The organism is Bacillus sp. JKS001846, assembly GCF_900176455.1.
GTDB lineage: Bacteria > Bacillota > Bacilli > Bacillales > Bacillaceae_G > Bacillus_A > Bacillus_A cereus.
Genome location: NZ_FWYG01000001.1, coordinates 79,968 through 105,401, shown reverse-complemented (window position 1 = coordinate 105,401; position 25,434 = coordinate 79,968). Strand labels below are relative to the sequence as shown.

Sequence of the window (25,434 nt, the reverse complement as noted above, 5' to 3'; positions counted from 1 at the left end):
GCAAATAGAAAGAAACGGGGGATTGCGGTGAGAAGAGGTCAAATGATAATAGGGGCTGTAGCGTGTTTAATTGCGAGTATGTCATGGGGAGCGATGTTTCCAGTTGCTGATCATGCGCTAGAATACATAGATCCATTTTATTTTTCGCTTATTCGCTATGGAGCAGTGGCGATAATGCTGATTGTATTGTTGTTAGTGAAAGAAGGAAAACAGGCATTTCGTTTAGAGGGAAGAGGAAAGTTACTCGTCTTTTTTGGAACGATGGCATTTACAGTATATAATGTCCTCATATTTTTAGGGCAAATGTTGATGGGTAAGTCGGGTGTAATGGTAGCTTCCATTATGGAAGCACTTATGCCGATGATTTCTATTTGTATTTTATGGGGATATAAGCATATAAAACCGAAGAAGTATATGATAACGAGTATGGTTATTGCTTTTGTAGGAGCTGTGTTTGTTATTACAAAAGGTGACATGAGTTTCTTTGTAACATTGAAAGATAATATGTTCCCATTAGCATTTATATTTATTGGTGTTATAGGCTGGGTTATTTATACGATGGGTGGTCAAACGTGTAGTGATTGGTCAACATTACGTTATTCTACGTTGACGTGTGTATTCGGTACGACTGTTACAGGAATTATAACGGTAATTATTACGTGGCTTGGATATGTTTCAGTTCCTAGTATGGGAACGATTTCTATTGTAAAATATGATTTGTTATTTATGATGACATTGCCAGGTATTGTAGCGCTACTTGCTTGGAACTACGGTGTGAAAATTTTATCATCCATTAATGGGATTTTATTTATTAATTTTGTACCAATTACGACTTTAGCTATTATGATGATGCAAGGGTATCAAATCACAATGTTTGATATTATAGGGACTGTACTTGTTATTGCAGCACTTATTCGCAATAACGTTTGCCAGAGAAAAGAAGAAAATATAAATAATAGAGTTTTACAAGAAGAACAATTACGTCAAGCTGTTTAATAGGTAAATGGAGGATTTCACATGTTAGAAAGTTTATTGTTTTTCTTCGCCGTCGGAGTTGCCTGTGAGCTTGCAGCAATTAATCGAAATGGTCGTAAAAAGATAAAACAACAAGCTGAGCTGATACAGCTTTTAAAAGAGTTGAAAGAAAGAAAAAATTAAAAAGACGACCGGGCATAGACGGTCGTCTTTTTCTATATAAAGGGGAAAGGGGACACAAAGTTATACAAGCGTAGCAGCGTAAATAAAAGCAGTAAGAAGAAGAGAGCCGCTAGCTAATCCTAAAAAGTCTAATTTGTTAAAAGTGATGTTATTCATAATACATTCTCCTTACTTGTTTAATGTAGAAGCAACAGCTTTTGCATCGAAAAGAGCCGATAATACCATGCCCATTGTATGTAAGAAATTGTTCGTTTTCATTTTGTTCATCATATTAATCGACTCCTTTTCGAATAATTGTTGCCCTGTTTCTGACTTAATTGTATGAAATATAGTAAGAAGTAACTATCGAATTAGCTTACAAGAAAATTACACTTTTGTAAGAATTGAAATTTAACAATTCATACTTATTTTTATTACCAACTCCTAAAACTTAGTGTTATAATTGTTGTAAGAATATGATTATACTTCGGATGTTTAGAAAGGAACGAAATAAATGTATAAACCAATTACATTTTTGTTGAAATATATATTTAAAACAGCTGGGAAAGTAGAAGTGCAAGGAAGAGAAAAGCTACCAGAAGGTGGTCCGTATGTTGTTGCGTGTACACATACAAGTTTTATGGATGTATTAATGTTAGCTACAGGGATGTACCCAACTCAAATTCATTACATGGCAAAAAAAGAATTATTTGAAGGGAAATTCAAAAATTGGTTCTTTAAAAATGTAAATGCATTCCCTGTAGATCGCGCGAATCCGGGACCGAGTACACTTAAAATTCCATCACGTTTATTAAAAGAAGGAAAGGTAGTAGGGATTTTTCCGAGTGGAACGAGATCAGCGGAAGATGTTTCATTAAAAGCGGGTGCTGTGACAATTGCGATGCGTTCTAATGTACCTTTAGTGCCGGCAGCTTATGTTGGTCCATCAAGTGTAAAAGAATTAATAAAGGGGAAAAAGGCAAAATTGATTTTTGGAGATCCGATTCAAATTGAGGCTGGAGAACAAATAGATCGAAAAACCGCTATGAAAATGATGACAGATCAATTAAATGAGAAGTTTGAGGAGTTAAAAGAAGCTTTGCAATCAAATCAAAAATAAGAAAAGACGACCGGGCATAGACGGTCGTCTTTTCTATTACTATTTATAATAAAGGGGAAAGGGGACACAAAGTTATACAAGCGTAGCGGCGTAAATAAAAGCAGTAAGAAGAAGCGAGCCACTAGCTAGTCCTAAAAAATCTAATTTGTTAAAAGTGATGTTATTCATAATATATTCTCCTTACTTGTTTAATGTAGAAGCAACAGCTTTTGCGTCGATAAGAGCGGAAAATACCATGCCCATTGTATGCAAGAAATTGTTCGTTTTCATTTTGTTCATCATATTAATCCGCTCCTTTTCGAATAGTTGTTACCTTGTTTCTGACTTAATTGTATGAAATGTTGCGGAAAGTCACTATCAAATTAGCTTACAGAAAAATTACACTTTTGTAAGAGAAACAAATGAAGGTGTAATGATAAGAAGATTTGACATATGTTCATGAGATTCATTAACTTAAAGATAGAGGTGAGTGCATGGCTAATATTAAAGATATCGCAAAGATGGCGGGAGTTTCAGTTACGACTGTTTCGAGAGTGTTGAATGATCACCCATATGTAAGTGAAGAAAAAAGGAAAGCGGTTATAGAGATAGTTGAGAAATTGAATTACTCGCAAAACGCAAATGCTGTTCATTTATCAAAAGGAAAGACGAATATTGTTGGTGTGATTTTACCGTATATTAATCATCCGTGTTTTGATGCGATGGTGAGCGGAATGATGGAGATTGCGTTAACTCATAATTACAGAGTGTTACTTTGCCAAACGAATTATAATAAAAAAGAAGAAATGAAAAGTTTACATATGTTAAAAACAAAACAATTGGATGGTCTTATTATTTGTTCACGTGCAAATGATTGGGAAACGATAGAACCGTATGCTTCTTACGGCACAATAATTGCTTGTGAAGATAATGATATTTCAAACATCTCAAGTGTATATACGAATCATTCAGCGGCCTTTCAATTAGGAATGGATTATTTGATTGAGAAAGGTTATAAAAAAATTGGCTATTGTACGGGAAGAAAATTAGGGCCGAGTAGTCAAAAGCGTTTTGATGTTTATAAACAGCAATTGCAATCTATAGATGAAGAGGTTAACGAAGAATGGATTTTTACAGAATGTTTTACACTAGAAGATGGTGTAAAAGTGGCTCATAAGTTAAAAGAGATGCAGGATCTTCCTGGAGCATTAATAGTAGCAGGTGATGAAGTTGCGATTGGGGTTATGACAGAGGTTGAAAAATTAGGGATTCAAGTTCCTGAGGATTTAGCGATTATTGGCTTTGATAATCAACCTATCTCGCAAGTGTTACAATTGACAACTATTGATCAAAATTTAAAGGAGATAGGGAAAACTGCTTTTGAAATGTTGCATAGAAAAGTGAATGACGAGAGTTCTAAACAAGAAAAGCTGGAAATTCCATACGAACTTGTGGAACGCTCTACAGTTTAATCTTAATCCGTTATGTATATAATCGCATAACGGATTATTTTTTTGAAATATCTTTGACAGGAAACGCGTTTCATACTTTATAAAGGAGTTAAACCGGTCTGTAATATCCATGGATTCTTTTCAAGTGTTAAAGCAGTGAATAGAATTTGGAGGAATATGCATGAATGAACTTTTATCGAGTATGAAAAAGTATGTAGATGATGATGAAAAGATTTTGGTTTTTGTGGTAGGGATCTTTGAGAAGGATAATTTCATGTTATGTTATCAACATGGAATTTTTGTTGCCACTACTAGACGCCTCCTGTTTTACGGGAAATTTCCTTACTATCCTTCAACATTTAAAGAGTACTCATATGTGCATATAGATAGCATAGATTTTCATCCGTACTTTGAGTTTACTTGTAATCATGAAAGCATTCGCGCTAAGTATATTCAGAAAGGGAATGTGGAGCAATTTGTCCGTGCAGTTAGAGCAAATATGAATAATTAATCAACCCTCTGTTTAAACATAATATTTCAATTTTTAAGAGGGAAAATGCGGAATAAAAACCACTTCTAAACCTCTAGGAGATAGTGATACAATGTCAAATGGGGGGAGGGTATGAACTATGGTTAATCAACGTATAAAGGAAATAACACTAATTACAATTGGTTCATTATTATTCGCAATTGGTATTAATTACTTTGCAATTCCAAACCGTTTATCGGAAGGTGGAATTATTGGTTTAACGGTTGTTACGTACTACTTATTTGATTGGTCACCAGGGATTGTGAATTTTGCTATAAATGCAATTTTACTAGCTATTGGTTATAAATTTTTTGATAAGAAAACAATGATTTATACAATTTTAGGGATTGTAGAAACATCTTTGTTTTTATACGTTACAGAACATATTGAGTATCATGTAAATAGTGATACATTATTAGCAGCTTTATTTGCTGGTTTATTTGTGGGTATTGGATTAGGCTGTATGTTCAAAGCCGGAGGTACATCGGGAGGGTCAGCAATCTTAGCTCGGTTAGCAAATCAATATTTAGGTTGGAGCGTAGGTAAAGGCGTACTAATTATTGATATTGTTGTAATTGCTGGTTCTGTATTTATAATAGGGCAAGAAAAGGCAATGTATACACTTGTAGCTGTGTTCATCGGAGCGAAGGTGATTGATTTCATTGTAGAAGGAATGGATACAAAAACGGCTGTTACGATTATTTCGAATCAACCAGATTTAATTCGTGAAGCTATTACGAAAAATATGACACGCGGTGTTACTGTATTAGAAGGGCGCGGCGGATATACTGGTAAAAATAAAGAAGTTTTATATGTTGTTATTAATAAACAAGAGCTTGTTAAGTTAAAACAAGTTATTAGCCGGGTAGATGAAGATGCTTTCGTTGTTATACATGATGTACGTGATGTACTTGGCGGTGGCTTTAAAGCAAGCTAAAAGGTGAACGAGTAAATTCGTTCACCTTTTTTAATTCTTACAAAAATGTAAGTGTAATGTAATGAGATTCAATAGTAGATTTTATTCCCCCTTTTTAAAATGGATGTATATATATCCTGCAGAGGAGGAATGTTTATTATGAAGAAAAAAATGATCACTACTATAATAGCGATGATAGTGATAGTAGTAATGTTACTGCCTACGAAACTTGGACCGGTTATCGATAAATATAATCCATTTTATAAGACGAAAGAATACTATACGGTTGTGAATACAATTGGTCAGCATATTGGTGATGAGTGGTATGAATATGAATTTATTGCATTCGATGAACGTGGTAGAGAGCAGAAAATAAAGAAAACGGTTAAGCATATGTTAAAGAGAGATGAAGCATTAAAGGTTTTTGCAAAAGGACGTTACGGTGAATCGATTGAAGAGATTGAGGTTGCAAATATTCCTATAAATGCGAAGAGTAAACTTTTAACGATGAGATAGTAAAATATACCCCCAGCTATTTTTTGTCGAAAATAAAAATACCAGGTAAGGGTATTTTAGGGGTTAATAAAAAAGCCTTAGTCCATATAGACTAAGGCTTTTTTATTATATAAAGGGGAAGGGGGTACATTGTAGTAGCATGGTTGAAAGGTATAAGAAGAGTAGCTACTAGCAATGCAATTTGGTTATTTGAGTGTTCTTCTTATTTGGCTTACTTTCTAACTTTATTGTACGAAATATAAGTAAGGGAAACTATCGAATTACATTACACATAACTTACAAACATGTAAGTCTTCTGTAATGTAATTCGATAGTTAAAAGATAGTAATTTTCATATAGTGTAACTAGAAAGTCTTAATGTATTACTTTCTGTTTGTAATGAAGAATGAAAAACCAACTAATTTTTAATAATCCTCATCTGAATAAAGATGAGGATCCTTTTTTAAACCTTACAACATTGTAAGGTTTACGTAAGTTAATTCGATAGTAAATTTGTCATATTTTTTGCATAATAGATACAGATAGAAAAATAATTAGGGAGCTAGTAAGAAGGGAGAAAAATGGGATGCGTAAAGAAGAAGTAGTGAAGTTACCAATTAAAGATTTCTGTAGCTACTTTACTGTTGCCGTAGTGTGTATTGGATTATTTGATATCATAACAAACTTAATTGTTAAATAATATAGATGCTAAAACAAGAAAGGAAGTCCTTTCTTGTTTTTTTTATGGGGGCATAAAGATGAAATGGATTGATAGTCATATACATGTTGATCAATATAAGGATGAAGAGAAGAACAGATTACTGAAAGAGGTGGAAAATAGTAATGAAATAAAGGGGCTTATTGCTGTATCTATGAATTATCAATCTTGTAAGGAAACGTTATCTTTAGCGAAGAAGTATCCCTTTATATATCCAGCGATAGGGTTTCATCCAGAGCAACAGATTCATAAAGAAGAGTGTGAACAGATTTATAAACTTATTGAACAGAACGCAGAGGAAATTGTTGCGATTGGTGAAGTAGGTTTGCCCTATTATTTGAGGAAAGAAGATGAAAGCATTGCTGTAGATCCATACATAGCTGTATTGAAAAAATTTATAGAACTAGCTAGTAAGTATAATTTGCCGATTGTATTACACGCAGTTTATGAAGATGCTGACACTGTATGTGATTTGCTAGAGAAATATAAAGTTTCACGTGCACATTTCCATTGGTTTAAAGGAAGTGATGAAACAATGAAACGGATGATGAAGAATGGTTATTATATTTCGATTACACCGGATGTTTTACATAAGGAGAAGATTAGAAAAATTGTTTCGTATTATCCGCTTGAATATATGATGGTAGAAACAGATGGACCGTGGGAATTTCAAGACGATGTTATGACGCACCCGAGAATGATTCGAGATGTATTAAAGGAAATTAGTTCTATACAAAACATATCCATTGATAAGGTCGCAAAAACAATATATGAAAATACAAGTCGATTTTATTTGAAAGGATAGGAGAATTATAGTTTTAATCATGTAACGGAAAAAGTGAAAATTGAATGTATTTAATAAAATGCCACGGTTTGATATATGACAAAAAACCACCAAGCGTTCCGCTCGGTGGTTTTGTATTAGGATTCTAATTTTCTCGCACGTTTTAATAATAAAAGAAAGACAATGATAACGAACCCCAGTATAAGGAAGAAGCCATATTGCTTTATATAATCAATTATGTCATTCGCACTGGTTGGTTTTTCAACGTGAATGCCGTCTTTATTCGTCGTAATATGAATATCTTTCATTTTTACTTCATTCTTTTCCTTTTGTAAATCAATCCACTCTATATTTGGAATACTTTCTAGATCCTTTAATACTTCTTTTAATGGTTTCACACCTAAGTAAGGATGATAGAATGCACCAATAACTCCATCGGATAATTTAGAAACAGATAGAGCACGTTCTTTCATTTTAGCAATAGTTTGTGGCGTATCTTCTTCAATAAATCCGACTGTTTCAGGCAATAGTTTCATTCCATGTAAAAATGACGGAGTACTTGTATAATATGGTGAGTGCATGGATTTCCAAGTTGTATCATTTAACTGTAGTTGTCCTACATAAGTTGAAAAGTACCTTGATAATATTTCATATCCTTTTTGAGACATCGTGTAATGAGGTGCTTCAAAGGCAACAGGATATAGTTTAGCATCTACAAGTTCTTGAATTCCTTTTTCAATATGATCTTTCGTATATTTTTCCTCGAATTCTTCCCCTTTTTTTACATATTGGTTATATGCCTCTATATTTGGAAAGTCATCTTTTGTCTTCGGTTTTTCATGCTTCGGTTGGCGAATTGGTTGATCTGTTTTGACATCCCAAAATTCAAAGCCCTCACCTGTTTCACTGTCATAAAATTGGTGAGTATAACCATGCATAATAATTGCTGCACCATCATCTTGCATAGAGCGTAAAAGATCAACTAGTTCTGGTTTATCTTTTAAATGTATTATCTTTCCTGTATCTGGATCTTTATATACCGGAATAACAGTAATCATGTAAGGCATCTTTTTCTCTTTTAGTAATTCAGCAATTTCTTTCAATTGATTTATATCTGCTGCTGGGTGAACATCCTCAAGACGTAAATAAGCTTCAACTTTATTTTTCGTTGGTTTTTGGCTGAAATAAGAAAATAACATTTCACCGACGTAATGAGACATCCAGTCAAAGAGGTTAGGTGTTGCAACATAATAAGATATTTCATGCTGAACGATTAGTGGGTTAGTGTTATTTGAGCTTAAAGCGTTAGCAAGCACAGTTCCATTCGTATCAAATGATTGAATTAATCGTTCCTCTTCTAAGGTATTTTTTAGCTTCTTTTCTGGATATTCAATTTTATTAACTCGTATATCGTCACTCTTCAATGTAATGAAAGAAAAACGCTTAGATAATTGTTCAACATTTTGTCCTAATACTAATACAGGGCCGGAGAAGTTTTCTAGAAATTGTTTCGTTTCATCAGAAAACGCTTCTTTTGTTTCACCGATATAAACAATATGTGTATAGGAGGATACGTTATTAATTGAAGTTGCTTCTTTTAAGTTTTTTACGGTTATATCATTTGTAAAATGTCCTAATTGAGTATTAAGGATTTGGACATTATTTGAAACTTTATCGTCTTGTGTACTATACAAAACAAGTACTTTTGGTTTTGATGATGTTTGTGCAGAGGTGTAGGTAGGGATGAGTAGTAAAATGCTGAACAAGAGTGTTAGGCATTTTTTCATTTTGTACGCTCCTATTCTATATATAGAGTTCAGTTTACAATTATATACGAAAAATGCGTTATAGTCTATGAAAGTTACATTTTTGCACATATTTACCAGCTGTTTTTTCACAAAATCGGTCTAAAGCATGATGATAATACGTATAGTTATTTGCTATGATAAAAGAGTAATAGAATGTAGGTAATTGTAAAGGGAAGGCTGAAAGGGGACAAATTTCAGCGGAGAAAGAGGTAGAGGTAGTGAAGAAATTCTTTGTAGGATTTTTAGTTGTTCTTGGAGTATATTTATATTTCCAAGGAAAGTCTGAAGGAATGGATAAGCTAGTGAATGGAACAAGCTATGTTGATTCAGAAGAAGCAAAACAGATGAAACAAATCATTATAGAGGAAGCGAAGAAAGTAAATCTTCCAGAATGGATACCTCTTGCAATTGCCGAGCATGAAAGTCGATTAAATCCAAGAAGTGTTGGAGATAATGGAACTTCATTCGGATTGTTTCAACTACACCGCGGCGGCGGGCTTGCACCAGAACATTTAACTGATGATGAGCTGAAAGATCCACGTACAAATGCGCAAATTGCAATGCCGCATTTAATGAAAGGATATAAGCGTGGGGTGCAAAAAGGTTTGACTGATTTTGCATTACTGAAATATATAGCGAATACATCTGGATGGCCAGGGAATTTAGGGCCAGAGTGGACGGATAATAACATGAAGTATAACATCGGATTAGAAGATGTGTACTATCGAAATAAAGGTGTAATAAAGTGAAACTTTAATCAGTGGGGGAGTCTGTTCATCCCCCGCTGATTATTAGTCTTCACCAATCGGACTTTTACGAGCAGTTAATCTTCCGCCTAAATTCTAGCGTTTTCCGGATTTTGAGGTGGAAGTTTTACTGCTCGTTAATGCGGGGTAAAAGAGTAGGTTTTCTATACCTACTCTGTTTTTTTATGAATAATTTCATCCTTTTCTTTCGTGAAATACTGCGTGAGTTGTATTTTCACCTCTTCTAGTTTTGTAGAAACTTGCGGTATTTTATATCCTACATACAATGGTGAAACGACAAATCTAGGTACAACTTTACAAATGATTTTTTCATTTAAGTAATAGAAGAATAAGTTATAACTACTGCATCCTTTATGGAAATCTATCAGTATGTAACGTACAGTTTGCTGAATGTAATTTGCCATTTCATCTATATATGAAATATTATCAATGATTATATTGAATTCAGTGAAGCCAATAATGGGACGCTCTGAAATATTAAGCTCAATGCGTTCATTTTTTTGAACAATTACCCCTTGAAAATTTTCTTCTTCAATATTTTCAAGATAATCTACATATTTCATTCCGATAATTTGCATGTGTGCATGATGCAAACTTCCACCTGAAAATGGACCGTGATTTTTGTATAAAATTACAGATGCAAATTCTTCGTTCTTCTGTAAGTGTAACCAATGTTGAATAGAAAATTGCATTAATTTTCGCATATGTTCTTCTGTATATGTTGCGATATGATCTTCGCAATTATCCGTTTCAATCAGCACCGTTTGAAATGTATCTTGTAATGTAGGAAATTTATTTTTTAACCAAATAATAGAACCATCAGTTGCTAAAATATCCGTTAAATGTTCTTTATCGCAAAATGGACATGCAGCGCTTCTATTCCGAATACTTTCTGGTTTTTGTTTACCGATATCGTTTAAAAAATATAGTTGTTGTGTATCCATTTGTATATATGCCCCTTTAAAATATGTGTAAAAATCCCGCTTAATACATTCGGGAAAAGGAGAAGGAAATCCTCTAAAGACAATATGGAAAAAATAAAAGACAAGATATCCTCATTACGATAGGGTACCTTGTCTTTTATTTTTTCTCTAATAGTGTGTATGGATAATATAGAACATTTTCATTATTTTTCTTTTTTCTATTTTTTATTGTGTATAAAGTAATTGCTGTGCTTGCAATTATAATAATGGCTTTCTTCATATTCATATACCCCTTTTTATTGTTGGTTTAATTCTTGGCTAACTGCTTTTGCATCGACTAAAGCGTGTAAAATCATTTTCACCATGTTCATCATATTTCTTCACTCCTTTTTATAGTTCATTTAGTTCTTTTACAACTGCTTGTCCGTTCACTAATACCTCAAAGATTGCTTTTACGATTTCTTTCATCATGTTTGTTTCCTCCTTGTGTTTGTCACTCTTGTTTTACATCTTTATTGTATAGGGAGGCATCTTTTCGTACTATCGCTTTCCATTACGTGAACATAACAGTTTTGTAAGATTTGATGTCACTTATTGAAATGTTTAGTCTATCTTCATTATTTTCAGAAAAATGACTATTCAAACATGAAATTGAAAAGTATAATAAAGAAGTAAGTATTAAATTCCGTACGAAAGGGGTGAATGAGATGAAACGTTCTTTAGCTGCGCGTGCCAAATTTTTAGATTTTATCTATTTTTGTCGTGCGATTTTTCATGATGTAGTTGTTAACGGGATACGTATGCCCTTTTTTAACAATTGCATAGTGACTATTGAACGATAGAAATCTCTTCACCCATTTTTAATAAACGTGTGAAAAGGGAGCTATTTGGCTTCCTTTTTCTATGCCGAAAACCATGGGGAATGTTTCTTTCTCATGGTTTTTTATATTGAAAGGAGTACGGAAAATGACTATTTGTAGTGTAAATGATGTAACGAAATCTTTTGGTGGAAACATCATATTTGAAAATATATCGCTTGAAATAAAGAATGGTGAACGTGTTGGGTTAGTTGGTCGTAACGGTAGTGGGAAGACAACAATCTTTGGGCTTCTAACGGGAATGGAGAGTTTGGATGCAGGAGCCATTCATATGAAGAAAGGTACACGTATTGGTCATGTCGCACAAATTCCGAAGTTTGATGAGGCTATGACTGTATATGATGTATTGAGTTCCGCTTTTAAAGTAGAAAAGGAATTAGAAAAAGAAATGCATGCTCTAGAAAAAAATATGGCGGAGGAGCAGGAACAATCTGCTTTGCAAAAGCTAATGGAGAGGTACGGAGTAATTCAAGAAAAATTTGCATTTCTCGGTGGTTATGAAATAGAGGCAAATATAATGAAGGTAGCAAATGGCTTACAAGTAACAGACTTATTTCCAAGAGTATTTACGGAATTAAGTGGAGGAGAACAGACGAAAATAAGCCTTGCATATATGCTATTGCAGAAACCAGATTTACTTCTATTAGATGAACCAACAAATCATTTAGATTTGTTTGCAGTTGAATGGTTAGAGAAATTTTTAAAAGAATATAATGGAACAGTTATGGTTATTTCACACGATCGCTATTTCCTTGATGAAGTTGTAACGAAAATTTTGGATTTGGAAGATGGAGAGATTCACGTGTACCATACGAATTATTCTCAGTTCGTTGAGGAGAAGGAAGAAAGGTTACTTCAAGAGTTTCAAGCTTATCAAGAGCAGCAAAAGAAGATAAAGAAAATGAAAGAAGCAATTAAGCGCCTACGTGAATGGGCAAATCAAGCGAATCCTCCGAATGAAGGATTGCATAAAAGAGCGAGGAATATGGAACGTGCGTTAGAGCGTATAGAGAAATTAAAGAGGCCAATTTTAGAAAGAAAACAGATGGGTCTTCAGTTTGAAGGGCAAGAGAGAAGCGGAAAAGATGTTGTTGTAATGAAAGAAGTGAGTAAAGGTTTTGCTGGCCGACCTTTATTTGAACAAGCGAATTTACATGTTCGTTTTCAAGAGCGTACTGCTATCGTTGGTCGTAATGGTACAGGAAAGACTACATTATTAAAACTACTATTAGAAGAAATAAATCCAGACGTTGGTGAAATTCGCATTGGCAGTAGTGTCAAAATTGGTTATTTATCGCAGCATACGTATGGAAATGTGAAAAATAATGTATTGGAAGCGTTTAGAGAGTATGTGGCTGTAACAGAAGGAGAAGCAAGACATATATTAGCTAAGTTTTTATTTTATGGTCCAGCGGTGTTTAAGAAAGTAACACAACTGAGCGGTGGAGAAAAAATGAGGTTAAGACTTGCGCAACTTATGTATCAAGACATCAATTTTCTAATCTTAGATGAGCCGACAAACCACCTTGATATTGAATCAAGGGAAGTTTTAGAGGAAGCCCTTGAGCAATATAATGGGACGATTTTAGCTGTTTCACACGATCGATATTTTTTAAATAAGTTATTTGAAAAGACGTACTGGATTGATAGATGCAAATTATTTGAGTTTGCAGGAAATTATGCATGGGCTCGTCAAAAGTGGGAGGAAAAGCTTGAGAAGCAAGTAATAAAGCAGAAACGCCAAGGGAGAAAAAGTGTTGAAACGGTTCCTGTAAAAGAGAAAGAAGCTAGGAATCTTGAAGAGATTGAAAATGAGTTAATGCATGTAGAAGAAGATATATATGCAATAGAATGTGGAATGGAACATGTAGCTGATGTTGAAAAACTTGAAAAATTATATGAGGAAAAAACGAAGAAAGAGTTGTTACGAGCAGAACTATATAATGAGTTAGAGAATATGGTGGAGTAAAGAGATTAGAATGAAAGAGCAAGTTGTTTTCTCATGTTTTGAGGGAGGGCTTGCTCTTTTTGTGTACGGAAAGACAAAAATTGGTATAATTTTCTTGTTATTAAAATCAAGAAAAGAACTTTAGGTTATTAAAACGTGAGGAGAATGTTATGTTAGGATACGCGCGAATTGTTACAATCGTCATGATCTGTTTTGTTTATGCAAGCCATGTTTCACGTGAAACAGCACATTTGCAATTTTTTGTGGGTACAGCACTTTTTATTTATATTGTGAATCATATTTTGCTAGTAAAAGTGAATGGAGGTAAAAAACTTGTTTTTTATACACTATTAGCAAATGGGATAGTCACAGCTTTATTAGGTTTTTTATTTCCCGAGACATGTTTATATTTAATTATATTTGGAATTGATGCAGTAGGGCTATTTATTCATGAATTTCGTAGAAGCATGACGTACTTTTTTATTACTTTTTTCTTTCTTTGCTGGTTTATAAATATAATACATGCTTATGAACATACAGGTAGTTTAGAATTGGAGAGTAATGCTATTAATTTTATGTTTATCGTTTTTAGTGCTTTAGCTGGAAGCTTAATAAAAAAACTTACAGCTGCTCGGAAAATGGTAGATGAGCAATATGAGGAATTGACATTGTCTCATACAGCTCTAAAAGAAGCGCATGAACAATTACGTCTATATGCCAAAGAGGTAGAAGAATTGACAGCCGTTCAAGAGCGAAATGATATTGCCCGAGAAATTCATGATACTGTCGGTCATAATATGACAGCCTTACTTGTCCAATTACAACTTGCAGAGGCTTTGTGGAAACAAAAGTCGGACGCTACGGAAGAGGTTTTACATACATGTCATGGGCTAGCCAGGAAATCACTTCAAGAGGTGAGAGCGTCTGTACATGCCTTAAAAGAAGAAGGTAAACTAGGGAACATAATAGAAAATATGCGTGAAATGTTACATGGATATTCTAAAGCGACGAAAGTACAAGTATCTTTTCAATTACAAGGGGATCCGGTTTTGATTCCGTTGTCACTACAACCTACACTCCTCCGGGTTATGCAAGAGTCTTTAACAAATGCAAAGCGGCATGGCAAAGCGAGTTTATGTGAAGTGAGTTTAACTTGTTCGGCGAAACAAGTTAAACTATGTATTTTGGATAATGGCTTGGGAGTTAACGAGGTAAGCCCTGGTTTTGGTTTACTTAATATGAGAGAACGAGTAGAGGAACATGGTGGAACTATTCAATTTGAGAGTGAGATAGAAAAAGGCTTTCGGTTACAGATTGAATTTCCACTTCAGGAGAAAACGTGGTTAATAGGGGGAACTGTATGATTCGGATTATGATTGTTGATGATCAATCACTCATTCGTGATGGTTTAGCGATGTTATTAAACTTACGTCAAGAACTTGAAGTAGTGGGAACTGCTACAGATGGAGACGAAGTGATACAAAAGGTGAAAGAGCTACATCCTGAAATTATTTTGATGGATATTCGGATGCCTCGTATGAATGGTGTTGAAGGAACACGTTTAGTTAGAGAACAGTTCCCTCATATAAAGGTACTTATGTTGACGACTTTTAGTGATAGTGAGCTTATCTTTGAAGCATTGGAGCAAGGAGCAAGTGGTTATTTATTGAAGGATATGGAGACAGATGCAATCGCTCAAGCAATTTTAACGGTGCATAGTGGAGGGGCTGTGCTTCCTCAGGATATAACAGCGCAAATCATAAAAGAATTAAAAAAGACAAAAGTAGCAGTAGAGTGCACCACACCAGAACAATTAGCGCAATTAACTGAGCGAGAAGTAGATGTTTTAAGGGAAATTGGACTTGGGTTAAATAATAAAGAGATTGCGGAAAAGTTATTTATTACAGAGGGAACTGTTAAGAATCATGTTTCTAATTTAATTAGTAAGCTAGAACTGAGAGATCGAACGCAAGCAGCCATATACGCAGTAAGGTATGGCATCACGATGTACACATGACTTTTGGCATATATAAGTGTGAAAAAGCAGCAGAATTTGCTGCTTTTTTATTTTGTATTTCTATCTCAAGGATGATGGAGAGAAGAAGAAATTTTTCTACAATGAAAGTGTAGATGAATGCAAAGGGGCTGAATCAGTATGTTAGTCATAGATCATATTACGAAATCATTTGGTAAGAAGAAAATCATAAAGAATGTTTCTTTTGAGGTGAAGAAAGGGGAAACATTCGGATTGCTTGGTCCAAATGGAGCGGGAAAATCAACGACGATATCAATGATTTGCGGGTTAATTTCATACGACAGTGGCGATATAAAAGTTGGTGGGAAATCTGTAAAAGAATATCCATTAGAGGCGAAAAAGAAAATTGGTATTGTTCCACAAGACATTGCGCTCTATCCAACACTTTCAGCGAAGGAAAATTTGGTTTTTTGGGGAAAGATGTACGGTTTAAATGGAAAAGTTGCAAAAGAGCGAGCGGAGGAAGTATTGGCTTACGTCGGTTTACAGGACCGTGGAAAAGATAAAATTGAAACATTTTCAGGTGGAATGAAAAGACGTATTAATATTGGTGCCGCACTTATGCATGAGCCAGAGTTGTTAATTATGGATGAACCGACAGTTGGGATTGATCCGCAATCGAGAAACCATATTTTAGAGACTGTTAAAAAATTAAATGAAAAAGGGATGACAGTTATTTATACGAGTCATTACATGGAAGAAGTAGAGTATTTATGTGAAAGAATTGCAATTGTTGATCATGGAAAGGTAATTGCATTAGGAACGAAAAGGGAGCTATGTAATCGCCTGGCAGATGGGTTTATAGTGAGATTGCAATTAAATCGTTATAGTACGGAACTGCTACAAAAGTTGAAAGCACTATCTGTTGTTGAACGAATTATTTTTGATGAAGATAATAGTACGATTGATATTGGGCTAAATGGTGGTGAGTCCATTGGTACAGTTGTGTCAGTAGTGGTGGAGAACAACGCTCAAATTTTAAAGCTTGAAGTGCAAGAACCGAATTTGGAGGCACTCTTTTTACAATTAACAGGACGTTCACTTCGTGATTAAGGAGGTTAGTGCGAGATGAAAAGTTTTATTATTGCATGGAAAGATTTAAAAATACGTTTAATTGATCGACGCGGATTTATGATGATGTTAATTATGCCGCTTTTATTAACAGCGATTTTAGGTTCAGCGTTAAGTAATATATTTGATAATGGTGGACTACCAAAAACAGTGATTGGCTATTATCAAGTAGGAACTGATGAGTTTGCAGATGTCTTTCAAAAAGAAGTATTGCAATCTAAAGAATTAAAAGATGATGTGAAAGTAAAGATAGTTAATTCTCAGGAAGAGCTTGAAGATATGTTAAAGGAAAAGAAAATCGATGTGGGAATCATCATCCCAAATAAATGGAGCGAACAAGTACAAGATGGAAAATTAAAAGAGCCAAAGGTGCTTATAGACCCATCAAAAGATATACAAGCAAAAATTGCTGAATCAATGATCCGCTCTTTTTCAGAGCGTGTTCAAACAGTTGCGGTATCTACTAAAAGTGTTGTGACGGAATTAGCAAAGTCTCAGCATAGTAATGTGGAACAAGTTGCAAAAGAAGTAAGTGGAGATTTACAAACAGTAGCAACTTCGGATGCAAATAACATTGAAAAAGGAACGATAGGTAAAAAAACAGTTGCAGCGATGCAGTATTATGCAGCAGCGATGTTAGTCATGTTTTTACTATATAACATAACAGTAGGTGCAAAGTCAGTTGTCACAGAGCAACGAACTGAAACGTTGGCGCGTTTGTTTAGTACACCAACGAGCTCATTTTCAATTTTATTTGGGAAGTTTTTAGGTACGTTATTATTTGCATGTATACAATTTGGAATATTTATAGTTGCTACACACTTTATGTTTCATGTGGAATGGGGCGGAGACTTGTCTCAAATAGTAGCGATAGGAATTTCTTATGCAATTTGTGTTTCTGGTTTATCTATGTTAATTGCCGCTTTTATTCGTGAGGAAAAAACGGCAGATGTAATGGGAGGAATCGGTATTCAAATACTCGCTATATTAGGAGGATCAATGTTACCGATTTATGTATTCCCTGATACACTTCAAACCATTGCGAATATTGCTCCGAATAAATGGGCACTTACAAGCTTTTTAAATATTATGTCGGGAACATCTTGGGATGTGCTACTCCCTGTTATTTTTAGTTTATGTAGTGCAGGAATTGTCTCCGTTATGATAGGAACATTACGTTTACGTACGAGATAGGAGGGAGAAATGATGAAGAAGGTTTGGGCACTTTGTTGGCTAGAGTTAAAACAAATTTTAATAAAACCACAAAGTTATATACTTATGTTTGGAATGCCTATTATTTTTACACTCATTTTCGGCGGACTTTTGGGTGGAAGTGGGAATACGAAAGTAAATGTTAGCTTAGTAGATGAAGATGGTTCTGTATTATCTAGCAAGTATTACGAGGACATAAAGAAAAGTGACTTAATTTCTATAGAGAAGGTAACGTATAAGGAAGGAAAACAGAAGATTGAAAACAAAAAATCATCCGGCATAGTTATTATTCCGAAAGACTTTCAAAAGAGTATGCTAGATGGAAGTAAAGAAAGTATTCAGTTTCAAGCCAGTGCTGATTTTACTGGTGGAACTTCTGTAGAGCAAGTATTGGCAAGTGCATTAAAAAAAATGGAGATAGAAGTTAGTGCAGCGAGCGATTTTGAGAAGAAAAGCAACGCCTCGTGGGAACCTATGTATAAAGAAATCTATACAAAAATAGAACCTGCTTCGATTCAAAAAGAATCAATTTCACATGATGATCAAAAGTTAAATAACGTTACAGGGCGAGCGGCAGGATTTTCAATTCTATTCGTTATGATTGTTATGTTAAGTGCGACGGGGACTATTTTGAAAGCTAGACAACTTGGGGTTTGGTCTCGTTTATTAGAAGCACCAGTTTCAAAAGTTCAAATACTAACGGGATATATCCTTTCATTCTTTTTAATAGGGTGGATTCAATTTGGTGTTCTAATGATATTAACGCATTCCTTATTTAATGTGCAGTGGGGAAATTTATTAGGGGTTATTATACTCGTTTCCGTGTTATTATTAGCTGTCATTGGTCTAGCCTTATTATTAGCAAGTATCGTGAAAACAACAGAACAACAGTCTGCATTAGGTAATATCGTTGTGATTTCAACATGCATGATTGGCGGTCTTTATTGGCCGATTGAAATTGAACCAGCATGGATGCAGACGGCAGCAAATTTTGTTCCGCAAACTTGGGCGATGCGTGGCTTTACGGAGTTAATTGTAAGGGGAGGTACATTGGCAGATATAGGGGGATATATTGGTATACTCATTTTATTTGCAGGAGTCTTTTTCATAATTAGTTTAACAAGAATACGTTACGAATGAAAAAAACAGAGTTACAGCTTTACACGCTGAACTCTGTTTTCTTTTTGTGTCGTATCTTCTCTTGTTGAAATGATAATAGCGATCCCGAGCATAATAAAAAAAGCTAAAAAGAGGACGAACTTTGGGAAGAATGGGAATAGTAATAGCGCCCCAACTATCATAATTGTTAATAATACGTAGTGAAGGACGTATTGGAATAGGTTGTCCATGTTTTCGCCCCCTTTTTGGTAATTGGTTATTAGTATTCTATGTTTCATACGGAACGAATAGAAGTAAATTTTTAATTTTTTAATACGAAATAAAAGAGAATGATTGAAGAGTTTGTTTCGACAAGTAAACGAAACTATGATGGATACCATAATCCGAAAGTAGATGAATTAGCGAAGCAGGCACTAGAAACAGTAGATATTGAAAAACGAAAAGAAATTTATAAAAAGTTGTACCAGGAGTTGAGTGAAGATCCGCCTGTAATCTTCTTAAATAATAGTAAAGTTGTGTCTGCACATCATGCACGCATTCAAGGATTACAAGAAGATAACTATAACGGTATCTTGTTAAGTTTACCTAAATTAAAGATAGAACAATAATTTTGGAAAAATTCTCAAAATATTTATTTAGAAATAATTGACAAAATATAACGGAAGATATAAGCTAATAACCATAAAGTCTACCGGAAAGGTCGGAATAGGATTGTTACCCCTCAAAAACATCTATTTTTTTACGATTAAAACCGACTTTTCCGATTGGCTATAAATGTGCTGTGGGAGGCATACATAAGCTAATAAGTTCAAAGGGTATAACTATTAAACAGTTAGGGTGGGGACAATGAAGAAAAAGACAAAAAAATGGGCTGGTGTATTTTCAGTATTACTGAGTAGTTCGCTTGTGTTATCTGCTTGTGGGGGACAGGAGGATACGGCTTCTACAGAACCAGTAAAAAAGCAGGATTTAAAAGACTCTAAGATTGAATCAATTCCAGCTACAGATAAAAAGAAAAGTCCAGAGAAAGCAAATCAACGAAAAGATACTTTCATTACAGCCATTTCTAAGCCAGGGGGAGTTTTCCTTCCGTATTTCCAAGATAATGGTTGGGATGGAAATGTAACGTCGGTTATTTTTGCTTCATTAGTAACAACAGACAAACAAAGTAAACCTATTCCGGATCTTGCGGAAAAATGGGATATTTCTGCTGACCAGTTAACATATACATTCCATTTACGTGAAAATTTAAAATTTAGTGATGGGTCGCCTCTAACAGCGGATGACGTAGCATTTACATTAACACTACTTCATGATAAAGCGTATGAAGGTGGATTGGATATTGCTCAGTATGCTGTTAAAGGTGGGAAAGAATATAAAGAAGGAAAAGCAACTTCTATTGAAGGAATCCAAGTTGTTGATCCACAGACAATTAAAATTACAACTGAAAAAGTTAATTCACAGGCGCTAACGAATTTAGGTGGCCCAGTGCTATCAAAAGCTTATTATGGAAAAGATTATAAACAAAATACAAGTTTAGACTATTTAAAAGCATTATATGGGCAACCAATTGCAGCGGGTCCATATAAATTTGAAAAATATGTTCCAGGTCAAGAAGTCCGCTTTGTTGCTAACGAAAATTATTATGCAGGTAAACCAAAAATTAAAAACTTTATTTACAAAATCACATCAGGTGATACTGGATTCCAATTATTCCAAACAGGTGAACTGGACTATAGTGGGTTTAGAGCGAACCCTGAAAATATAGACCAATTAAAAGGATTAGAGTTTGCAAATATTAATCTTGAATCATCAAGTGATATTGCTTATATCTATGTAAATAATAAGAAGTCGTATTTGAAAGATAAAAAGGTACGCCAAGCACTTACTTATGGATTAGACCGTAAGAAGTATGTGGATACAGCTTTACAAGGCTATGGCTCTGTCGCTAACGTACCAATTGCTCCAGTTTCATGGGCATATACAGAAGAAGGTATTAATAAATATCCGCATGACGTAGAAAAGGCTAAAAAATTATTGGATGAGGCTGGTTGGAAAGTAGGTTCTGACGGGGTTCGTGAAAAAGATGGTCAAAAATTAAAATTAACATACTACGCATCAAATACAGGTAAAACAAATGATATCTTTATTCCGATTGCAAAAGAAAGTTACAAAGAAATTGGTGTTGAATTAAATCCAGAGTTGATGGACTTTAATACGATGCTTTCAAAAGTAGGAAAAGGTGACTACGATTTAGCGGCAGTTTCAACACCAGGAATTAGTGATCCAAGTGAAGTTGTAAGTGAGTACTTATCAACTAATCCAAAAAGTGATACGGGTTATAATAATCCGAAAGTAGATGATTTGATTGTAAAAGGTATAGGAACGACAGATATTGAAAAACGTAAAGCGATTTATAAAGAGCTGTATAAAGAGTTAAGTGATGATCCACCAGTTATTTTATTAAACTATCGTAAACTACTTTATGCTCATAATGCACGTATAAAAGGAATTGATCCAGAAAAGTACGATAGCATCAGTTCCAACTTACCAGTGTTATCTATTGAACAATAAGGGTTGACCTAAATAATAGAAGACGTTTTTTCACACAGCAATGGAATGGTAGCTGTTTTGAAAAAATGTTCTTCTATTTTTAAGTAAATAGGATTGGGGAGACAAAAGGTGAAAACATATATCATTCGTAGGTTTCTACAAATGATTCCTACATTGTTTGGTACGTCTATTATTATCTTTTTCTTATTTGCACTCTTACCGGGTGATTATATCGATTCAAATCCAAAATTAACACCAGAGAGAGCTCAAGAATTAAGAGAGTTGTACGGTTTAAATAAACCGATTATTGAAAGGTATTTTCATTGGTTAGTGAATGCTTTGCATGGTGATTTTGGATTTTCTTTACAGTATCAAGAACCGGTAACTTCATTACTTAATAAATTCATTTGGAATACATTTATTGTTGCTGCTGCAGCTTTATTTTTCACTTGGATTATTGCTCTTATTATTGGGGTTATTTCTGCAACAAAGCAGCACTCTTGGTTTGATAGATTGGTAACAATCGGTGTCTTTGCAGCAATGTCATTTCCATCATTTTTTATCGGACTATTTTTAATTAAATTATTAGCAGTTGATTTAAAGTTATTACCTATTGGTGGCATGATTGATATTGGGAGTAACTCAACAGGGATAGCATACATATTAGAAGTATTACGTCATATGATTCTACCTGTATTTATTTTAACGCTTCTTGGTGTAGGATCGTTAACACGCTATTTTAGAACTGGCATGTTGGATGTTATTAGGCAAGATTATATTCGTACTGCTCGTGCAAAAGGTTTAAAAGAAAGGACCGTTATTTATAAACATGCATTGAAAAATGCAATTTTGCCAGCAATTACATTACTCGCTTTTGAATTACCGGGTTTATTTTCAGGAGCTATTATTATTGAACAGATTTTTAATTGGCCAGGGATTGGGAGTATTCAATTAGAAGCATTAAACTTCCGTGATTATACGGTATTAATGGCCTTTACAATGTTTCTTTCTTGTTTAACAATTATGGCTAATTTCTTAGCTGATATTGTATATGCGTTTGTTGATCCAAGAATTCGATTGAAGTAAGGGGGGGAAGATATGGAGACTATTACACCAATAATAGAGAAAAAGAAAGAACGGAAAAAGAGAAATGAATCATCACCATGGCGCCAAGCATATAAAAAAATCAAGAAAAATAAGATGGCACTGTGTGGCTTATACGTTTTAATATTTATGTTTTTATTTAGTTTTATCGGTCCAATCTTTTCACCGTATGCTGATGGGAAAGTACAAGTAACACAAATTAATAAACCACCCAGCCTGTCACATTGGCTTGGGACAGACCAGTTGGGACGGGATATTTTAACTAGACTTATGCAAGCAGGGCGTATTTCATTAACAATCGGTTTAGCGTCGATGCTACTATCCGTTATACTAGGAGCTCTATTAGGAGCAATTGCTGGTTTTTATCGAGGAGTTGTAGATCATTTAATTATGCGTGTTGCAGATGTGTTAATGTCCATTCCAGGATTACCACTACTTATTATAATGGGAGCAATTTTATCAGAATGGAAATTACCATCGGAGTACCGTTTATATGTTGTAATGATTATTTTAAGTTTAGTAGGATGGCCAGGACTTGCCCGTCTTGTGAGAGGACAAATTTTAACATTGCGGGAGCAAGCCTTTATGCAAGCGGCAGATGTATTAGGATTAAAAGATTCTCGAAAAATCATTCATCATCTAATTCCTAACGTTTTTCCGTTACTTATTGTTGTAGCAACTTTGGGTGTGGCTGGATCTATTTTAAGTGAGTCCGCACTAAGTTACTTAGGCCTCGGAGTCGTTCCACCTACACCATCATGGGGGAACATGATTAGCGCAGCTAACTCATTAATCGATTTCCAAAAGCGTCCATGGTTATGGATTCCGCCCGGTTTTGCAATCTTTATAACAGTTGTATCAATTAATTTACTTGGTGATGCACTTCGTGATGCGTTAGATCCAAAGATGAGACGGTAGGTGAGAAGATATGAGTAAAGCGGTAGTAGAGCTGAAAGACTTACAAACACATTTTCAAACTGACGAGGGGACAGTAAAGGCTGTGAACCATGTTAGCTTTGCGGTTCGAGAAGGGGAAACAGTTTGTGTAGTAGGAGAATCAGGTTGCGGAAAGAGTGTAACAGCTTTATCTATTATGGGGCTTATTGCTGAATCTGGTAGTGTAGTGGGTGGAGACATTTTATATGAAGGAAAAAGTCTTTTAGGAATGAAAGAGAAAGAACTTCGTAGTTTACGAGGCAATGATATTGCAATGATTTTCCAAGAACCGATGACATCGCTAAACCCCGTCTTCACTGTAGGGGAGCAAATTGTAGAAACGTTAAGAGAGCATGAATTACTTAGTAAAAATGAAGCATATAAGAAGGCAATTGAGTTAATTCGTAAAGTTGGCATAGCCCGCGCTGATGAAATCGTCCATTCTTATCCGCATGAACTGAGCGGTGGGATGTTACAACGTATTATGATTGCTGTTGCGCTTAGTTGTAATCCTAAGTTATTAATTGCAGATGAACCAACAACAGCTCTTGATGTTACCATTCAGGCTCAAATATTGGATCTACTAAGACAAGTGAAAGAAGAATTTAAAACGTCGATTTTATTAATTACACATGACTTAGGTGTCGTAGCGGAAATGGCTGATTATGTTGTCGTTATGTATGGCGGGAAAGTTATTGAAGAAGCCCCAGTACTAGAGATATTCCAAAATCCAAAACATCCTTATACGAAAGGATTATTGAAATCAAAACCAGTAATGGGAAAACGAATAGATAAACTATATTCTATTCCAGGGCAAGTTCCGAATTTAGTTGGTTTAGGTGAGTTTTGTTACTTTAGTGGGCGTTGTGAGCATTGTATGGAAATATGTGAAAAAGAAGCCCCAAATCTAAATGTAAATGATGAAAATCATAAAGTAGCTTGCTGGTTATATGAGGAGCGTGCGGAACAATGAGTGAACCATTATTAGAGGTGAAAAACCTAAAGGCATATTTTCCAATTAAGGGTGGCGTATTTAGTAGAACAATTGGGCATGTAAAAGCAGTTGATGGAGTAAGTTTTACTATTAATAAAGGTGAAGTGTTTGGTCTCGTTGGTGAATCAGGGAGCGGGAAAACAACAATAGGAAAAACAATTTTACGCCTCGTTCAAAAAACGGAGGGAGAAGTGAAGTTTAAAGGAAAAGATGTTCATTCTTTATCCAAGGATGAATTAAGAAAACATCGCCCTAATATGCAGCTCGTTTTCCAAGATCCATTTAGCTCATTAAATCCGAGAATGAGAATTGGAGAAGCGCTTGGAGAGCCAATGTTGGCCCACGGATTAGCAACGAAAGAAAATGTGCGTGAAAAGGTAATTGAAGTATTGGAGTTATGTGGATTAGCTCCTTATCATATTGACCGGTATCCCCATGAGTTTTCTGGTGGACAACGTCAGCGTATCGTAATCGCAAGAGCTATGGTATTAAATCCAGAATTCATTGTAGCTGATGAACCTGTAGCGGCACTAGATGTATCTATCCAAGCACAAATTATTAATTTATTTAGTGAGTTACAGGAGAAAAAGGGATTATCTTATTTATTCATTTCGCATGATTTAAGTGTAGTAGAACATTTATGTACGAAAATCGGAATTATGTATTTAGGTACGATTGTGGAGACAGCACCGCGTGATGAGTTATTTACCAATCCGCTACATCCTTATACGAAAGCATTGTTATCAGCTGTTCCAATACCAGATCCAACAGTGAAGCGAGAACGAATTATACTAGAAGGGGATATTCCAAGTCCAGCAAATCCACCTTCGGGCTGTCGTTTTCATACACGTTGCCCATTTGCAACGGATGTTTGTAAAAAAACAGTACCAGAATTCCGTAATGTTGGTGTAGAGCATTTTGTTGCTTGTCATCACGTATAAAAAAGGACTCTTTCAA

The 25,434-nt window shown here is 34.8% G+C and carries 27 protein-coding genes and 1 pseudogene; 22 read left to right on the top strand and 6 right to left on the bottom strand.

Features of this window, described 5'->3' with window-relative positions; genetic code table 11:
* Positions 1–27: 27 nt before the first annotated feature.
* Complete coding sequence (locus B9A45_RS00575; RefSeq protein ID WP_002100652.1) at positions 28–996, top strand: DMT family transporter; 969 nt, start codon at positions 28–30, stop codon at positions 994–996.
* A 21-nt stretch (positions 997–1,017) separates the two neighbouring features.
* Complete coding sequence (locus B9A45_RS00570; RefSeq protein WP_000894065.1) at positions 1,018–1,158, top strand: YrzO family protein; 141 nt, start codon at positions 1,018–1,020, stop codon at positions 1,156–1,158.
* A gap of 60 nt (positions 1,159–1,218) precedes the next feature.
* Here the strand turns inward: B9A45_RS00570 and B9A45_RS00565 are convergent, their stop codons facing one another.
* On the bottom strand, positions 1,219–1,314 hold the full coding sequence (locus B9A45_RS00565) for a DUF3948 family protein (protein WP_001060007.1): 96 nt from the start codon (positions 1,312–1,314) through the stop codon (positions 1,219–1,221).
* A 337-nt stretch (positions 1,315–1,651) separates the two neighbouring features.
* On the opposite strand from B9A45_RS00565, the gene B9A45_RS00555 reads away from it, so the two are divergent.
* Entirely contained in the window at positions 1,652–2,257 is a 606-nt protein-coding gene (locus B9A45_RS00555; RefSeq protein ID WP_000277777.1) for a lysophospholipid acyltransferase family protein, read from the top strand.
* 72 nt (positions 2,258–2,329) lie between these two features.
* On the opposite strand, the gene B9A45_RS00550 is transcribed toward B9A45_RS00555, so the two are convergent.
* Entirely contained in the window at positions 2,330–2,425 is a 96-nt protein-coding gene (locus B9A45_RS00550; protein ID WP_001060007.1) for a DUF3948 family protein, read from the bottom strand.
* 305 nt (positions 2,426–2,730) lie between these two features.
* Here B9A45_RS00550 and B9A45_RS00540 point away from each other — a divergent pair, with 305 nt between their 5' ends.
* The 5 genes from B9A45_RS00540 to B9A45_RS00515 all read left to right on the top strand — a co-directional run bounded on the left by B9A45_RS00540 (position 2,731) and on the right by B9A45_RS00515 (position 7,150).
* Entirely contained in the window at positions 2,731–3,708 is a 978-nt protein-coding gene (locus B9A45_RS00540; RefSeq protein ID WP_001273899.1) for a LacI family DNA-binding transcriptional regulator, read from the top strand.
* A 160-nt stretch (positions 3,709–3,868) separates the two neighbouring features.
* Positions 3,869–4,198: a PH domain-containing protein gene (locus B9A45_RS00535; RefSeq protein ID WP_084063797.1), complete on the top strand. Its 330-nt coding sequence runs from the start codon at positions 3,869–3,871 to the stop codon at positions 4,196–4,198.
* Positions 4,199–4,316: 118 nt separating this feature from the next.
* Entirely contained in the window at positions 4,317–5,153 is an 837-nt protein-coding gene (locus B9A45_RS00530) for a YitT family protein (RefSeq protein WP_000248040.1), read from the top strand.
* A 138-nt stretch (positions 5,154–5,291) separates the two neighbouring features.
* Positions 5,292–5,648, top strand: a complete 357-nt coding sequence (locus B9A45_RS00525; protein WP_000728422.1) for a YxeA family protein — start codon at positions 5,292–5,294, stop codon at positions 5,646–5,648.
* Between the two features lie 737 nt (positions 5,649–6,385).
* A complete protein-coding gene (locus tag B9A45_RS00515; protein WP_084063796.1) occupies positions 6,386–7,150 on the top strand; it encodes a TatD family hydrolase in 765 nt (254 codons plus the stop codon).
* A 116-nt stretch (positions 7,151–7,266) separates the two neighbouring features.
* Here B9A45_RS00515 and B9A45_RS00510 read toward each other — a convergent pair whose 3' ends face one another.
* The gene (locus B9A45_RS00510; protein ID WP_084063795.1) at positions 7,267–8,916 is read right to left on the bottom strand and encodes a DUF2334 domain-containing protein; all 1,650 of its coding nucleotides are present in this window, start codon (positions 8,914–8,916) and stop codon (positions 7,267–7,269) included.
* Positions 8,917–9,155: 239 nt separating this feature from the next.
* Between B9A45_RS00510 and B9A45_RS00505 the strand changes: the two genes are divergently transcribed.
* Entirely contained in the window at positions 9,156–9,686 is a 531-nt protein-coding gene (locus B9A45_RS00505; protein WP_000713248.1) for a transglycosylase SLT domain-containing protein, read from the top strand.
* A 167-nt stretch (positions 9,687–9,853) separates the two neighbouring features.
* On the opposite strand, the gene B9A45_RS00500 is transcribed toward B9A45_RS00505, so the two are convergent.
* Together B9A45_RS00500 and B9A45_RS00495 are read right to left on the bottom strand one after the other, a co-directional pair.
* Positions 9,854–10,648, bottom strand: a complete 795-nt coding sequence (locus tag B9A45_RS00500; RefSeq protein ID WP_084063794.1) for a DUF4931 domain-containing protein — start codon at positions 10,646–10,648, stop codon at positions 9,854–9,856.
* A gap of 136 nt (positions 10,649–10,784) precedes the next feature.
* Complete coding sequence (locus B9A45_RS00495; protein WP_001998915.1) at positions 10,785–10,913, bottom strand: hypothetical protein; 129 nt, start codon at positions 10,911–10,913, stop codon at positions 10,785–10,787.
* A 421-nt stretch (positions 10,914–11,334) separates the two neighbouring features.
* On the opposite strand from B9A45_RS00495, the gene B9A45_RS32530 reads away from it, so the two are divergent.
* The 7 genes from B9A45_RS32530 (at position 11,335) to B9A45_RS00460 (ending at position 18,911) form a co-directional block, all read left to right on the top strand.
* Complete coding sequence (locus B9A45_RS32530) at positions 11,335–11,469, top strand: RAxF-45 family protein (RefSeq protein WP_000830643.1); 135 nt, start codon at positions 11,335–11,337, stop codon at positions 11,467–11,469.
* A gap of 73 nt (positions 11,470–11,542) precedes the next feature.
* A complete protein-coding gene (gene abc-f / locus B9A45_RS00485) occupies positions 11,543–13,474 on the top strand; it encodes a ribosomal protection-like ABC-F family protein (protein ID WP_142263094.1) in 1,932 nt (643 codons plus the stop codon).
* A gap of 149 nt (positions 13,475–13,623) precedes the next feature.
* A complete protein-coding gene (locus B9A45_RS00480) occupies positions 13,624–14,817 on the top strand; it encodes a sensor histidine kinase (protein ID WP_084063792.1) in 1,194 nt (397 codons plus the stop codon).
* Positions 14,814–15,470, top strand: coding sequence for a response regulator (locus tag B9A45_RS00475; RefSeq protein WP_000619343.1), 657 nt, complete (start codon positions 14,814–14,816; stop codon positions 15,468–15,470). Before B9A45_RS00480 ends, B9A45_RS00475 begins: the two co-directional genes overlap by 4 nt.
* Before the next feature lie 138 nt (positions 15,471–15,608).
* On the top strand, positions 15,609–16,541 hold the full coding sequence (locus B9A45_RS00470; protein ID WP_000960165.1) for an ABC transporter ATP-binding protein: 933 nt from the start codon (positions 15,609–15,611) through the stop codon (positions 16,539–16,541).
* 15 nt (positions 16,542–16,556) lie between these two features.
* Entirely contained in the window at positions 16,557–17,753 is a 1,197-nt protein-coding gene (locus B9A45_RS00465) for an ABC transporter permease (RefSeq protein ID WP_084063791.1), read from the top strand.
* Positions 17,754–17,765: 12 nt separating this feature from the next.
* Positions 17,766–18,911: an ABC transporter permease gene (locus tag B9A45_RS00460; RefSeq protein ID WP_000758393.1), complete on the top strand. Its 1,146-nt coding sequence runs from the start codon at positions 17,766–17,768 to the stop codon at positions 18,909–18,911.
* Positions 18,912–18,922: 11 nt separating this feature from the next.
* Here B9A45_RS00460 and B9A45_RS00455 read toward each other — a convergent pair whose 3' ends face one another.
* Positions 18,923–19,120 carry a hypothetical protein gene (locus B9A45_RS00455; protein ID WP_000369258.1) on the bottom strand — a complete coding sequence of 66 codons (198 nt, stop codon included), beginning with the start codon at positions 19,118–19,120 and terminating at the stop codon, positions 18,923–18,925.
* A 102-nt stretch (positions 19,121–19,222) separates the two neighbouring features.
* On the opposite strand from B9A45_RS00455, the pseudogene B9A45_RS00450 reads away from it, so the two are divergent.
* The 6 genes and pseudogenes from B9A45_RS00450 to B9A45_RS00425 all read left to right on the top strand — a co-directional run.
* Positions 19,223–19,498, top strand: a pseudogene (locus tag B9A45_RS00450) (oligopeptide-binding protein oppA); the annotation flags it as partial.
* 238 nt (positions 19,499–19,736) lie between these two features.
* On the top strand, positions 19,737–21,464 hold the full coding sequence (locus tag B9A45_RS00445; RefSeq protein ID WP_142263034.1) for an ABC transporter substrate-binding protein: 1,728 nt from the start codon (positions 19,737–19,739) through the stop codon (positions 21,462–21,464).
* A gap of 108 nt (positions 21,465–21,572) precedes the next feature.
* Positions 21,573–22,529, top strand: a complete 957-nt coding sequence (locus B9A45_RS00440) for an ABC transporter permease (RefSeq protein WP_000860687.1) — start codon at positions 21,573–21,575, stop codon at positions 22,527–22,529.
* A gap of 12 nt (positions 22,530–22,541) precedes the next feature.
* Entirely contained in the window at positions 22,542–23,465 is a 924-nt protein-coding gene (gene opp4C, locus B9A45_RS00435) for an oligopeptide ABC transporter permease (protein WP_000447957.1), read from the top strand.
* A gap of 10 nt (positions 23,466–23,475) precedes the next feature.
* Positions 23,476–24,456: an ABC transporter ATP-binding protein gene (locus B9A45_RS00430; RefSeq protein WP_000030767.1), complete on the top strand. Its 981-nt coding sequence runs from the start codon at positions 23,476–23,478 to the stop codon at positions 24,454–24,456.
* Positions 24,453–25,418: an ABC transporter ATP-binding protein gene (locus B9A45_RS00425; RefSeq protein WP_001294485.1), complete on the top strand. Its 966-nt coding sequence runs from the start codon at positions 24,453–24,455 to the stop codon at positions 25,416–25,418. Before B9A45_RS00430 ends, B9A45_RS00425 begins: the two co-directional genes overlap by 4 nt.
* The last annotated feature ends 16 nt before the right edge of the window (positions 25,419–25,434 follow it).